This window comes from Affinundibacterium nitidum, from assembly GCF_014284155.1.
In the GTDB taxonomy this organism is placed as follows: domain Bacteria; phylum Pseudomonadota; class Gammaproteobacteria; order Burkholderiales; family Burkholderiaceae_D; genus Undibacterium; species Undibacterium nitidum.
Map to the genome: position 1 here is coordinate 1,067,607 of NZ_JACOFZ010000001.1, position 14,834 is coordinate 1,082,440.

The 14,834-nt window shown below is 47.4% G+C and carries 10 protein-coding genes; 6 read left to right on the forward strand and 4 right to left on the reverse strand.

All coding sequences use genetic code 11. From position 1 onward, the window contains the following. Nucleotides 1-34 precede the first annotated feature (34 nt). Together H8K36_RS04640 and H8K36_RS04645 are read right to left on the reverse strand one after the other, a co-directional pair. A complete protein-coding gene (locus H8K36_RS04640) occupies nucleotides 35-1,612 on the reverse strand; it encodes a sensor histidine kinase (protein WP_186914862.1) in 1,578 nt (525 codons plus the stop codon). 1 nt (nucleotide 1,613) lies between these two features. Then, the gene (locus tag H8K36_RS04645; protein ID WP_186914861.1) at nucleotides 1,614-2,261 is read right to left on the reverse strand and encodes a response regulator transcription factor; all 648 of its coding nucleotides are present in this window, start codon (nucleotides 2,259-2,261) and stop codon (nucleotides 1,614-1,616) included. Between the two features lie 387 nt (nucleotides 2,262-2,648). Between H8K36_RS04645 and H8K36_RS04650 the strand changes: the two genes are divergently transcribed. The 5 genes from H8K36_RS04650 to H8K36_RS04670 all read left to right on the forward strand — a co-directional run bounded on the left by H8K36_RS04650 (nucleotide 2,649) and on the right by H8K36_RS04670 (nucleotide 8,840). Continuing rightward, nucleotides 2,649-3,299, forward strand: coding sequence for an energy transducer TonB (locus H8K36_RS04650; RefSeq protein ID WP_186914860.1), 651 nt, complete (start codon nucleotides 2,649-2,651; stop codon nucleotides 3,297-3,299). A gap of 434 nt (nucleotides 3,300-3,733) precedes the next feature. Next, the gene (locus H8K36_RS04655; RefSeq protein ID WP_186914859.1) at nucleotides 3,734-4,579 is read left to right on the forward strand and encodes an FkbM family methyltransferase; all 846 of its coding nucleotides are present in this window, start codon (nucleotides 3,734-3,736) and stop codon (nucleotides 4,577-4,579) included. A gap of 91 nt (nucleotides 4,580-4,670) precedes the next feature. Next, on the forward strand, nucleotides 4,671-6,176 hold the full coding sequence (locus tag H8K36_RS04660; RefSeq protein WP_186914858.1) for an ATP-binding protein: 1,506 nt from the start codon (nucleotides 4,671-4,673) through the stop codon (nucleotides 6,174-6,176). Continuing rightward, nucleotides 6,173-6,856: a response regulator gene (locus H8K36_RS04665; RefSeq protein ID WP_186914857.1), complete on the forward strand. Its 684-nt coding sequence runs from the start codon at nucleotides 6,173-6,175 to the stop codon at nucleotides 6,854-6,856. The genes H8K36_RS04660 and H8K36_RS04665 overlap by 4 nt, the downstream gene beginning before the upstream one ends. A 106-nt stretch (nucleotides 6,857-6,962) precedes the next feature. Then, entirely contained in the window at nucleotides 6,963-8,840 is a 1,878-nt protein-coding gene (locus tag H8K36_RS04670) for a potassium transporter Kup (protein ID WP_186914856.1), read from the forward strand. Nucleotides 8,841-8,878: 38 nt separating this feature from the next. On the opposite strand, the gene H8K36_RS04675 is transcribed toward H8K36_RS04670, so the two are convergent. Beyond that, entirely contained in the window at nucleotides 8,879-10,255 is a 1,377-nt protein-coding gene (locus H8K36_RS04675) for an HD-GYP domain-containing protein (RefSeq protein WP_186914855.1), read from the reverse strand. A gap of 160 nt (nucleotides 10,256-10,415) precedes the next feature. Continuing rightward, on the reverse strand, nucleotides 10,416-12,008 hold the full coding sequence (locus tag H8K36_RS04680) for a hypothetical protein (RefSeq protein WP_186914854.1): 1,593 nt from the start codon (nucleotides 12,006-12,008) through the stop codon (nucleotides 10,416-10,418). Nucleotides 12,009-12,330: 322 nt separating this feature from the next. Between H8K36_RS04680 and H8K36_RS04685 the strand changes: the two genes are divergently transcribed. Further along, complete coding sequence (locus H8K36_RS04685; protein WP_186914853.1) at nucleotides 12,331-14,733, forward strand: HzsA-related protein; 2,403 nt, start codon at nucleotides 12,331-12,333, stop codon at nucleotides 14,731-14,733. Nucleotides 14,734-14,834: the final 101 nt, after the last annotated feature.

A 14,834-nucleotide genomic window follows, 5' to 3' on the forward strand; every position in this document is an offset into this window, starting at 1 on the left:
AACACTTTGATACAAAACGATTTTCCATTGAGCCCTAAATCTCAAGGTTCAACGGTAAGAAAATATGTAATTGGCATCCTGCCCCCGGGCTAGAGCTCAGGTCGAAGCGTCCATTGATAACCGCAACCCGTTCGCGCATGCCGCTCAAGCCTATGCCCGCACTCGCCTGTTCTGTATCGAAACCAACACCATCGTCATGCACTTCGATAAACAAACCTGCAACTCCACCTGCCGGAGGAACAGGCTCTAAAGAAATGCTGATCCGCGCATGTTGTGCTTGTGCGTGTTTAATGATGTTGGAGCAAGCCTCTTGCACGATGCGATAGGCCGAAATGGCAATCTCTGGATGAAGATTAGTAAATTCACCGTTGGCCACAAACTCAAAATGGCAAACCGGTACAGCATCGACACCATCGCGACTATCGCGACTATCGTTATACAGGCGCAGCATTTCTTCAATCGCCCCTTGCAAACCCATCACTTCCAAGACTTCCGGGCGCAAACGTCGAACCAAGTTACGGCCATTGGCATACAGACTCAGCGCCATATCGACCACCGCTTTCGCTCGTGTTTGAATTTCCGCATAGGCTTGTAGATTGCCTTCCATCTCTGCTTTCGAGGCAATACGTGCGATTCGCTCTGACTCTAAACGTACGGCAATCAGCGATGCATTTAACTCGTCATGAATTTCGACCGCAATACTTTGGCGCTCGGCCTCAACGATGGTATTCACTTTATGAATCAGCCTACGCTTTTCCGCATCGGCTTTCAAAGCTTCATTACGCGATTGATTCAATTCACGGGTACGTTCTTCTACTTTCGCTTCCAAATGCTGCTGAGCCTGATGCAAGCCATCAGCCATCTCATTAATCGAATGTTGGAGCTCGCCGACTTCCCCTCCGGTGCTGATCTCTAATTTTTGATCAAAACGACCGGAACGTATGGTCCGCAAACTCTCGATCGATTGGCGCAACGGTGCTGTAAGGCTGACTGAAAGATACCAAGCAAGACAGGCACTGATCGCCAACGCCAACATCGACATTAATAGTTCAACGCCAAAGCGCACCTTTTGCTTGGATAATAGATAATCGTGCGTCATTGTTACTCGCACATAACCAAGAACTTGCTTGGCACGCTCAGTAGAGTTTCCAGGCGATGTCATGCGGTTTTGACCGGCCTGCGTATCAATCACGATATTTGCCCAAACAACTTGCCTTTGAATGGGTAACTCCGTGTACCGTGGCTCTGGTTGCGCTTTGCCCACATTTTCAACATGGGTAATTTCCTTCTTGGCGCTGTCCAACACTTCGATACGATAAATATTTCGATCCGAATTGATCACACCGTAAATCATTTGGCGCAAACCTTGCGTGTTATTCGCCACCAAATGAAACTCCAAGCCCTCGGCCAGCGCCGTTGAGACGGTGGTTGCGCGACTTTCTAAGTCTTCGTGCACCTCTTTAAATCGAGCGTAATACGAATAAGAAACCATAGAAAAGAACAGATACGCGATCGGAAAAATCGCGATCAACAGTAGGCGTTGCCGTATGCTCCAATGTTGCCACGACAAACCGCCCAGCGCTCCTTGCCAGCGGGAAGACAGTTTTTTCATCTTAAGGCTCAATCAAGCCATGTTTGACTGCCAGTTTAGTAATCAAGGCGGGGCGATGAATACCCAACTTTTCTTTCACTGATTGACTGATGTTACTGATGGTTTTTTGCGAAAGATCGAGTTTCTCTGCAATCTCGACGTTCGTTAAACCTTCTGCCATTAATGTAAAAATTTGCAGGCTACGTTCATCGAGCAAAGTTTGCGGTGAAGGATCGCCACGTACGGAAAGATTTGCCAAACGTTCGGCAATACTTGGCATGAAATACAGCTCTGCCTCACTCGCCCTTTGCACTGCCATCGCCAAATCAGCTGGATCGCAATCTTTAGTGACGAAAGCACGTGCGCCAATACGGTAGGTTTCCTTGATTAATGCGTCCTGATCAAACTGGCTCAAAAACACAATGTTGGCATGCGGCGTCTTCTGCAAAATCTGCTTCGCGGCATCCAAACCCGTTAACTCAGCGCCAAAACGGATATCCATCACCAAGACATCGGGCTTCAAAGCGGCGAATTGCTCCACCGCTTCTTGTGGACTCTTCACCTGTCCTACTGCCACCATTCCGTCGGCTTCCAATGACATGGCAAAACCTTTCATCACGATGGGATGATCGTCGGCCAATAAAACACGAATTTTGCTATCTGTTGTCATTAAAACTACTCCAAAGAAAGTCACTTACTAGTACTAGCATATGAATTAATCAGTAAACCGAAAATTAAATTGCTATTGAGTAGCAATAATTTCAGCAATCCAACAACAGTGTACAACAATCACACCCCAAATACGAGTCCTCATAGTCTGTGTTAAATCATTGAATTTAAAGATTTTTTTCAATGAAGATTGAAAAATAAGACTCAGTAGCAAAGAGCAAAGGTCGTCAGGCAAAATAAGTGAAATCAAAAAGAATTAAAAACTGCCATAAAAATTACTTTATTTTTGCTATCAACTAGCATATTATGATTCCAACGCGATGCAACACGAACTCTTCGCGTTAGCCACGCCCGATTTTGGATGCCACTTTTTATCGAGGAGAGAATCATGGACTTTCACACCCACCCACATCAAGCAAAAAGCAAATTGCCTTCACTCGCCGTAGCCGTAGGTGCGCACGCCATTTTATTGTGGGTAGCGATGCAGGCAGTACACGTCATTAATCGTCCAGATAGGCATATCGTTGATATTGTTCAGCTCACTGAGCCTGAACCACCAACACCGCCAGAGCCAAAAATTGAGCAGCGGGTAGACAAGACCATGCCTGTACAAGACTTTATTCCTCCACCAGAAATTTCTACGCAACCGACAACAACGAATGATGTCATTACCACCGTAACTAATGCTGCGCCAAGCAAGCGTGATTTTGAAAGGACAGAAGGAGGAGAAAATGTAACGCCACCCACAACGCATGCCCCGATTCACATCGCGGCTAACGTGGACGCAAAGGCCTGCGACAAACCCGAATACCCAGCAAACTCATTACGTGCGGGAGAAGAAGGTACGGTGCACTTAGCCATGTTAATCGGTACGGATGGGCATGTGATGGAGACTAAGGTTGAGAAAACCAGTGGCTCACGCGCACTCGACAAAGCAGCCATCCAAGGCTTGAGTTTATGCAAATTCAAACCTGGTACAGTCGACGGCGTTCCCGAAAAATCATGGGCTAAGTTGCAGTATGTTTGGAGTATCAACTGAGAATGGTACAGGCACACATGGGGGTAGCATATTCAAACTCAAAGAGGCCAATACCACCGCTGCCAATTTTCAGTAGATGTTCCATTAGGGATCAAGCGATACAGGTAAAAAGAAATTTCTGTATTTGATAAACGATTGTCTTTTATCCATCCATAACAGCCGTATAATTCGATGCCACATTGTTAAATGTGGCATCTTTTTTTACGAGACTATTTTTTATCGCGTTCATGACTCATGACGAGCGGCACGCCACTTAACCTCATTCGAATTCAATGCTTTTTTTAAAAAAACGCCCAAACCAAGTTGAAACACTAGAACAACTTTACACATCAGGTGAGTTTTCTCATGTCGCAGACCTCAAAGATATTTTTTATTGTTTTAGATTGATACTTGGGCGCAATCCAAATCCTGAAGAATGTAAGGGACATTCAGGCATGGCAGGAATCGAACTGACCGAGGTGGTCAAGTCTTACGTGCAATCAATGGAATTTCAGAACCGTAATCTGTTTAAACCGCAAACAGGTGAACTGGCATTCATCGACACTGGCACGTTTAAGATTTATGTCGATACCCAAGATCAAGCGGTCGGGTCTCATGTCGCCCATGGCGCTTATGAGCCGCACGTGGCCAAGTTGTTTCGAACTCACTTAAAACCGGGCATGAGAGTACTCGATATAGGTGCGAATATCGGCTATTTCTCTTTGTTGTCGTCGTCAATTGTCGGGGAAAATGGCAAAGTGTTCTCCATCGAACCTAATATGAACAATTGCCGGCTTCTACAGGCAAGCAAATCCAGCAACCAATTCTCCAACATCTCCATCATGCAAATTGCGGCAAGCGATACAGCCAGCTTGCTGGCGATGAACACCTCTTACAGCAATGGCACAACCTCGGGACTCAGCGAAGAAATGGAGATATTGTTGCGATCCAACACCGTGCCAGCTTTCAAGATAGATAGTTTAAAAGAATTCGACGAAGGAATTGATTTCATTAAGATCGATGTTGAAGGTGCGGAATATAGAGCACTCTTAGGTGCTGAGCAATTAATACGAAAATTTAAGCCCATGATCGTTAGCGAATTTTCGCCAACCGCTATGCCGAGTATCAGTGGAGTCGATGGTATTACTTACCTTCAATTCCTGTGCTCACTTGGGTATAACTTGAGTGTCATCAACCCAAGTGGGGAACTTAGTCAATTTGGAGACGATATTCATGGTGTGATGAACGCTTTTGAAGAGTCGGGTGTCGATCACATCGATCTATTTGCTATACAGCGATAACTAGTCTCCTTTTGCGATCCTTATGACTTCCTGATATCGCCTGTGCTAAGCTGATCAAACGTATTTTCGATCCGTTTTATTGCCCGAGCCCATGCAACCGAGTCTGTTCCAACGAGCCAAACAATGGACTACCCTGCTAATCTTATTAGTGGTCGGTAGTGCTTTTGCCGCCGCAGTCGATGCTTATGTGAGTTTGCTTGGGTTAACCATGATCTATGTGATTGTGGTGGTGATCGCCGCATATACCTTGTCACGCAATAAATCGATACTCTGTGCATTCTTGGCCGTTGCCTGCCTCAACTACTTCTTTGTACCGCCACGCTTTACTTTTCACGTAGAAGGAAAAGAGCATCTAATCGCTTTAGGAGCCTTGTTGATCGTGGCCTTAATTGTGAATAGCTTAGTGGCGCGTCTGAAAGATGAAAGCATGACGGCTAAGCGCAATGAGCTTCGAGCGCGACAGTTACAGTCCTTCGCTATCTCGCTGTCAAACGCAGCATCGATAGAGCAAGCACAGCAGATGACTAAGTTAGCTTTCGAAACCGCATTTTCTTACACAACCCACTTGCGTTTTCTCGGACAATTGAACGCACATGAAGCGCTACCACAAGTCATCAATGATGGCTTGGAAGCCTGCATCAAGGAACAAAAGATCATAGGTTCAGGCACTGGTCGCTGGAACGAACTTGAGCATTGGTTTGTTCCAATTGGTGAACAGGAAATTTTTGGTGCTGCCTGCATACAGGATGTCGCGCTCGACGACCATGCGGGTCGAGAGCACGCAGCAGCGCTATGTAGCCTTAGTGCGCAAGGCTTACGACGCTTGCATTTGAGCCAGAAAATCAACCATGCGAATCAAGAGATTGAACGACAACAACTGCAAACCATGTTTTTGTCAGCGATATCGCACGACCTACGTACGCCGCTTGCGGTGGTTCTCGGCGCCGCATCTGCACTGCAAACGCAAGCGGATAAACTCAGCACAGAAGAACAAGCTCGCTTACTCAATAGTATCGTCGACGAGACTAATTACCTCGGCACCATCACCGAAAATACTTTGCAACTGGTTAGACTGAAACAAGCACAGCCGAATCTACGCACCGATTGGGAATCGATGGAAGAAATTGTCGGTTCGGTACTGCAAAGGATAAAACAAAGGCATACCGGTAATCGCATTCGCTATCAAATCGCGACAGACCTCCCATTGATACAAGTCGATGCAGTTTTGATCGCTCAACTGCTCAGCAACTTGATCGACAATGCGCTAAAGTACAGTGAAGATAAAGTTACACTGAGTGTGGAACTTACCCAGCCTAAGCTATTGCAGATCTGCATCAAAGACTTGGGCCCAGGCATTCCACAACAAGAACGTGAAAGTATCTTTGAGGCCTACACGCACTCGCGACAACATGATCAATCCTCACAACGCGGTGCAGGATTAGGTTTGGCGGTATGCCGCGCCATTGCCCGTGCGCATGGCGGCGACTTAACCGTGAAGGCACGCCAAACAGGCGGTAGCAATTTTGTTGTCAAACTACCCGTCAGCAACACCGAGATGAGCCATCGCATTTCAGAATTCAATGAGGAAACAAAGTGATTCGTGTTTTAGTCGTAGAGGACGATAAAGAGATTCGGGCTTTGGTGAAAAGCAGCCTTGAAGTCGAAGGCTTTGAAGTTCTCACTGCGGTGTCGATCGCCGAGGCGCAACGAATACTCAACCATGCGAAACCCGACTTACTCATTCTCGACCTCGGTCTGCCCGATGGTGACGGTGCTGAGTTAGTACACAGTGTTCGTAAAGAACAGAATTTACCCATCATTATCATTTCGGCGCGTGACCAAGAAGCACAGAAAATTCGCCTTTTAGATGCAGGAGCAGACGACTATTTGAGCAAACCCTTTGGCGTACAAGAGTTATTGGCACGAATTCGTGTCGCTTTACGTCATCGTGGAACCGTGATTGGTGTGGCGCAAACCCTGCTGGAGGTAGATCAACTCAAGATTGACCTCAGTGCACACCGCATCACACTCAAAGGGCAGGAGCTCCACTTAACACCCACGGAATATAATCTCATGGCACGTTTGGTCCGCAGTGCGGGCAAAGTAGTCACGCATCGTCAATTATTGGTCGATGTCTGGGGCGAAGAATTTATCGACCACACCCATTACTTACGTCTGTATATGGGTCAATTGCGGGCCAAAATTGAAGATCAACCTGCCGAACCACGCTACTTATTGACCGAAACAGGCGTCGGCTATCGTCTGGTGACTGAATAGCTTTGTGAGGAAGAATCGAGGCTCGTTCAAGATTTGGGCCTTCCATATGCTTTCCTAATACGCGCTTGTTTATAGTTTGGGCTCGTTGACTTTGATTGAAAAGATTATGAGCACAGATTCACAACGCGAAAGCGTCGCCGCCCTGACCTTGGGCGCACTTGGTGTTGTCTACGGTGACATCGGCACCAGTCCTTTGTACACCATGAAGGAAATTTTTAGCCCTGCCACAGGCGTACCGCTCGATAACGCGCATCTTATTGGCGCGGTATCTGTCATTTTTTGGGGCTTGATGATGGTGGTCACACTCAAATATGTGATGCTTATCTTACGCGCAGACAACCGCGGTGAAGGTGGCATTATGGCCTTGACTGCCCTAGCTGCCAAAGCCGCTGGCACTACCCACGGCAAACGCATCGCCTTATTGTTGACGGGTGTATTAGGTGCCGCTTTATTCTATGGTGATAGTGTCATCACACCGGCGATGTCGGTATTAAGTGCGGTCGAGGGGTTAGAAGTGATCTCTCCGAATTTCAAACCGTACATTCTTCCTATCTCCATCGGCATCTTGATTGCCCTCTTTGCAGTGCAAAAGCATGGCACCTCGGTCGTTGGCAAAATGTTTGGGCCTATCATTGTCATTTGGTTTGGTGTGCTGGGCTTTACTGGCGTCATTGAAATCGCTAAACAACCAGCAATTTTAGCTGCACTCAACCCACTCAATGCCATCGTTTTCTTGCATGCCCAAGGTGGACATGTATTCGTCGTCATCGGTGCCATTGTGCTGGCATTCACGGGTGCAGAAGCCTTGTATGCCGACATGGGCCACTTTGGTAAACAACCAATACGTTTAGCGTGGACTGGCATGGTCATGCCTGCGTTAGCTTTAAATTACATGGGACAAGGTGCTTTGCTCATGCGTGACGCTTCTGCTCTCGACAACCCTTTCTTCCATTTATTTCCGAATGAATTGATGGTACCCGCCGTGATTTTGGCGACCGTTGCAACGATTATCGCTTCACAAGCTGTGATTTCAGGCGCGTATTCGATGACGAAGCAAGCGATGCAGTTAGGCTTATTGCCTCGTATGCAAGTGCATTTCACCTCCGTTAAAGAAGTAGGCCAAATCTATATCCCTAGTGTGAATTGGATGCTACTCGTTGGTGTTTTACTGGCGGTATTGGGTTTTGGTAGTTCTTCTGCTATGGCTGGCGCCTACGGTATTGCAGTCACAGTAACGATGTTAATCACCACACTTCTCACCTTTTTCGTCGTGCGCCATGGTTGGAAGTATCCCTTGCCACTGGCAATTGGTGCGACTAGTGTATTCTTGGTTTTCGACGCACTGTTGGTTGTGTCCTGCTCATTCAAAATATTCGAAGGCGGCTGGTTCCCTCTCGCACTCGGCGCAACCATTTTTATGATCATGGCAACCTGGCGTCGTGGTCGCGAACTCTTGATCAACCACATCCGTCAAGATGATCCGGAACTTCTACCATTCATTACTGCATTATCAGGCGATAGTATGCATCGTGCCGCACGCACTGCGGTCTATGCAGTCGCAAACCCAGACACGGTGCCGCAAGCGCTGATGCACAACCTCAAACATAACCAAGTTTTACACGAACGCAATGTGATTTTGACCGTGGTGTTCCATGATGTGCCTTGGATTCCGTTTGAAGAACGATTGCAAGTGACGCCGCTAGTTGCAGGTTTCTGGCGCGTGACGATCAATTATGGCTTTAAGAATACACCCGATATTCCGAAAGCACTCGGTATGTGCCACACCCAAGGCTTAGATATCAACCTATTTGAAACATCGTATTTCTTGAGCCGAGAAATTGTGGTACCGACCAAAGGTACAGGCATGGCGCATTGGCGTGAGCTGCTGTTTGCGTTGATGTCGCGTAACTCACGTAGCGTGGCAGATTTCTTCCACTTACCGAATAACTGCGTCATCGAGCTCGGTACCAGGGTACAAATTTAAGAGGAAGAATGGGGTGGCATCGTGACGTAAGGTCTTTGCTACCCCAATTTTGCAATGGCTAGTTTCAAGGCTTCAAAACAACGCACATCGATCGCCGTGTGCAAATTCTCCGCCATCATTTCTAAAGTCTTAGGAATCGGAATCGCACCACGATACGGGCGTTCTGCCGTAATCGCGTCAAAAATATCTGCGGTGGTAATGATGCGTGTTTCCAGCGAAATTTCATCGCCCTTCAAACCGCGTGGATAACCAGTACCATCAAGCTTCTCATGGTGTGCAGCCGCGACTTTGGCTAACTCTGAAAAAGCGTTGACGCGAGACAAAATGGTTTCGGTGTATGCCGCGTGCATCTTCACTTCTTCCCATTCCGAAATGTCGAGCTTACCTGCCTTATCGAGCACGCTATTACTTACGCCCAGCTTCCCTACGTCATGCAACAAGGCACCCCGTTTTAGCCAACGTCTGCGCTCCATTGGCAGATCTAATGCTTCGGCAATCATGTCGGTGTAGAGAGCAACACGTTCACTATGGCCGCTGGTGTATGGGCTCTTGGAATCAACCACTTGTCCGAAAGCTGCCGCAATGTCATCGAGATAATCATCATCGAGCGGCACCACATGACCGCTTGGCTCTAAATTAAGAACTTCTTGCGTGACTTCATCCGACGCTAAGATACGCCAAAACTCATGCTTTTGCGCCACTCGTTCAAACGCTTCGACCAAGACAGGATCAAACCATTGCTGAGTACGAGACCGAATTTCTTCGATTGCCGCACCGGGGCCATCGGCCGTATGAAAGACGTCGATCACCTGCGACAACAGAGCAATGCGCGAAAACACAGGAATAGCATCGCCACGCAAACCGTCTGGGCGACCTTGACCATTGTAGTGCTCGTCAAGATGATAAATACCACGAGCCACTTCTTCATCAAAGCGTAACAACCGGGCAATTTCAGCACCGCGTTGACAGCGCGTTGCAATCAACTCCTGCGCAATATTGCGACCATCGCGCAAGATCGTCAGCACGCTGCGGAAGCGTTCCGACAAACCCGCTTTTAAACCGGTGTGTTTCAAAACAAAATGTAAGACCTGAGGCAAGCTATCGCCAACTGTTTTGAAATCGCGTTTGAAATGTAAGTCATCAGTGAGATACAGCTCGCAAATACGCGCAGCGTTGCTGCTACAACCGAGATCTTTCAAGAGCAGGGTGTAGTACAAATCCCATAACTGGTTTTCAGGAAGCTGTAACTCGCGACCGATATGCATACCGATCCAACAACAACGAATACAATGCCCTGCGGGCTGTCCTTCGGTGATATCTAAAGCATGGCTCAAGGCACTGATCAATTCAGACAAGCGCAACTCATGGGAGCCTGTGGGAACATGAAATAAGGAAGAACCAGGTTCTCTAAACATGTATTTACTCTCTGAACTTGAATTCAATCAAGAGGATGCACGAAAAGCGAGAGCGCTTATCGCTGCATGTCCTTAGCATACCGCATTTCAAAAAAAATGGCTGAGAAGAAATGTCTCTTCCCAGCCAAATTCAAGCGGTGTTCAACCATTAAACCAGAGCTTACTTCCCTACTGCGAACAAAACAGCGTTATTAATTGCATAAACTTTACCGTCAGGACCGATCGCGGTCGGCGTATAGGATTCGCCTAGCCCACTAGTTAATCGAATCTTCTCGGTGAGTTTGTTGGTCGTGAGATCCCAACGATAGAGATTGCCATCTTCACTATTCACAATCACCGATTTGGTAAAAGGGTCGACCGCCGCGGTATTGACGCACCATTCAATAAAGCCGCCTGGCACTGCTGGATCTGGCGTTGGTCCAAGCATGGTCAACACTTCTTTCATCGATTTGATCGGTGAAATCTTGTCATCAGCCTCGGTATTGGGATCGATGATGGCGATTTGATTGGAGCCATCGCCGGAGCCTGCTCTTTCGTAATTATTGTATTTAACCATCAACAAATACTTCGAAGTTCCGGTATATGACGGAATCAAGTTTGCCGGGACAATCGATGGCGTGTCATCCCAACCAAATGAACCGGGAATTTTAGTCTGGGAGAGATCCGCGTTGAAATGCAACAACCATCCGCGAGCATTATGCGAACCATAAGTTTTCTCCAGTACCCCGATATACACATCGTCATCGGGGCCGACTAAAGGTGATGCAGTGCTATCGTCAGAAACATTGGCAGGTCCTTTTTCGAATGGATCGATTAATTGCACGCTACTCTTGAGTGCCAGGCTTGCGCTATCTAGAGCCAACAAATAACCTGTTTGTCGAGTGTTAGCCAAGAAGTTATTGTTGGTGACGACGTAAATTGTTTTTTGATCACGCGAAACAGCGATCGAAGAATTGGTCGCGGCCTTGGAAATATTTGAATTACCAGTGATCTTTGCAGTTGACACCCAGCTGCCTTTGCCATCCGCGCCAATACGGGCAACACCGCTAATCAAGCCAGCCGGATTCTCCGGCGTGGCAGTAAATCCAAAGTAAATATTATTGTTTGCATCTGCCGTGATAGGCGTATTAATGATGATCGCTGCATCAAGCGCCACCTTGTTTGCGGTGTAGTTCGTATCACCATAAAAGACCAAAGATTTTAAGGTGCCATTTTTATCGTCGGCATCATCACGATACAAAACTTTGCCGCCAGCACCCGCCGCATAAACGCGATTGTTCGGTGCGATCGTAACGTTATAGGTCGGTGTCCAACGATGACTGGGCATAATATAGTCGGTAGTCTCTGACCAAATCAAATCTCCCGTATTCCCATTGCGCGCCTCAAACCTGTAACTCAAACCTGCAGCAGTTTTCACAGGCAAGATCACCGTGTTTTTGGCGGTTATCACCGGAGAGCCATAATGCACCAGTAAATAACCTTGGGTTGAATATTGTGGTGCTAAATCCACCGGCGCTTGCCAAGCAATTTTGCCGAAACTCTGTGTGGCAACCGCTGACAAGGCTTCATGTTGGGCATTTCCACCATAGCTTAACCACGGAGGTCCGACAACAGCCGTATTTCCCGTACCTGTTCCGGTTGTACCTCCTGGCGTCGTACCACCTGTATTGCCGTTATTATTGCTCGATGAAGTACTCGTCCCGCCAGAACCACCGCAAGCAACAACAATCGCAGCCGCTAAGACTGCACTCATACCAGTTCCAAATACTCGCACTTTTCTGGACTTAGATGCTGCTTTCAAAAATTGGAAATAACTCATTTTTTCGTCTCAGTTTTTCGTCTCAGTTTTTCGTCTCAATTTTAACTAGTGTCATGCGAATCAAGTGATGCGCTGCAATAAAATCTCTCACATCCATCAATCACATTCACGCTCGCTTAAGATTGACCTAATTTGGTGAAAATTTCAAGTAAGATATCCCACCACGACGGGGTTTGATCCCCGAATGCAGCATGAAGCCTTCATGCAACCTTATCAGGCTTTATTTTGTTGCATTACTCAACAATCAGAAATTAACATGCGCTACCTATCCTTGTTCTTGATTTACGTGCTGCTTTGCACCAGTACAGCTTGCCGCCCACAGCAGGAACAAACCAATCTCATCGAGTACTTTACCGTTTCCAGCAAGTATGTCGGCGAAGGAGAAGAGCTCACCATTCGCTGGAAAACTCAAGCAGCGAAGCAGGTTTGGCTGAACGATACTTCCGTCAATTCCGAAGCAGAGTTAAAACGCCAGATGCGAAGTGATGGCATGTTCACATTACGTGTGGTCGATAGCAAGGGTCGCACCGCACAAGCGGAACAGTACGTGAAAGTTGTTAAGACTCAGTTAAATACTGGTGACTTTCCGCTTCTATTTGTAACCCAAGTGCCCCCCGAACATGACAACAATACGCGTTTCTCGGCATTCGCCAATCACTTAACAACACCTGCCCATGTACCACGCGGCGGCGATTTGATCATCCGCTACCCCAATGGCAACGTGCGAAATCTCACCCACGAAGCGGGCTACGGCAACGAGGGAGTTCAAGGAGATAAATCGATCGCCGTTCGAGAACCTAGCGTGCATTGGTCTGGCGAAAAAGCGATCTTCAGCATGTTACTCGGCTCGCCTAAACAAGGGCAAGCAATTGATCAACAACGCTGGCAACTATACGAAGTGACGGGGCTTGGTAAAACACAAAAGGCGGAGATCAAGCCTGTACCAAATCAAGATAAGCGCTTTAACAACCTATCGCCCATTTACGATGCCGACGACAATATTATTTTCACTTCAGACCGTCCACGTAACGGCGCCACGCATCTCTATCCGCAGCTTGATGAATACGAAGCTACTCCCAGCACTTCGGGCATCTGGAAGCTAGATCCAAAAAATGGCAAGTTACAAATACTCAGTCATACGCCCAGTGGCGCCTTCCAACCTTTGATCGATCGCTTCGGGCGCGTCATTTTTACGCGCTGGGACCATTTACAGCAAGATCAACTGGCAGATCGAGATCGTGATGCAAACCGCAACGGCGTGCAGCTACCGTTCCGGTCATTTAACTACAGTAGTGAAGACGGAAATGCACGCGATTTAGGTCATCGTGATGAACAGTTTCCCGAATCTCGGGTTGGCAGTCAAAGTCGATACGGTTATGTGAATCCTTATCGCAATAACTTTTTTGGCGTTTGGCAAATTGATCAAGACGGTGGAAATGAAGAAACCATCAATCATCTAGGACTACATGAAGTGAGCTTCGGTGCGATGTTAGCTAGCTTCAACGACGACCCAGCATTAGGTCGCAAGAATCAAACATCGTTCCATACAAATCAATTAAGCATTAAACGCGAAGGCGGACTATTTCAAATCCGTGAAAACCCCCTACAAGCTGGCGAATATTTTGCGGTCAAAGCGCGTGAATCGGCTTCGTTCGCCACCGATAGTATCGTCAAATTTAGAGCTGCACCAAGCGACAATCCGGAGCGCATAGCGATTCTTGCAGTGACACCGATTGCCAGCAATGACAGTCTCAAAGAAGGCCGCATGCGCAATCCACTTCCGCTTTCCAATGGCCAACTCATTGCATCTCATAGCTCGGATCAACTTCCGCCTGAGGCTGGACAACGCTTAAAGAATCTAAGGCTGCGTTTGTTGCGTGTTGATCAGGGCGATGGTCTGTATCATCCCGACAAATTCCTCAGTCCTGGTTTCCACAAAAAATTAAGCTGGTGGAATGGTAAAGAAATCGTGCAATTCAAGGGTGAACTATGGGAGACCGAAGCGGTGGAAGTACGTCCACGCCCACGTGTTCACAGCATCCGCAGTACTTTAGAACTGCCCGAGAAACAGATTTTTGAGGAAGAGAAAGTTAAAGAAGATGAACTCATTTCTTGGCTCACCGAAAACAAACTCGCATTGATCATCACGCGCGATCAAACCAGCCGCGACCGCGCTGATCTGCAACAACCGTTTAACCTCAAGGTGACAGGCGGAAAACAAACAATTTCAATGACCCAAGCTTCAGCAAAAGTTTACGACATCAGCCATTTCCAAATTGTTCAAGCGGAACAAGTACGGGCCTATGCAGATCGGCCAGGCCGACGCCATTTAGCCCAGCCTATCCAAGATTTTTCCAGTATAAACATCAGCTCAGACCAAGTGAAAAGTAGTGTGATCATCGCTAAGGACGGCTCGACGGCGGCTTTCGTCCCCGCCGAACGTGCCTTGAGTTGGCAAACGACCGATGCACAAGGCACTCCCATCGTCCGCGAGAGAAACTGGGTCAGCTTCAAAGCCGGGGAAATTCGTACTTGCGCGGCCTGCCACGGCATCAATACGAAAAATCAAGCAGATATGGCGCCACCTATCAATAAACCTGAGGCGTTACGCGAACTCCTACAGAAATGGAAGAAAAGCTTTAAAACAAGCCAAAAGTAGACAACTCCACTCATTTTCAACACAAATTACTGCAATTACTCTGATTCCAAATGCAAAGCCGAGTACAACATGAACTAGACCGTATTTTGCGCCGCAAAAAC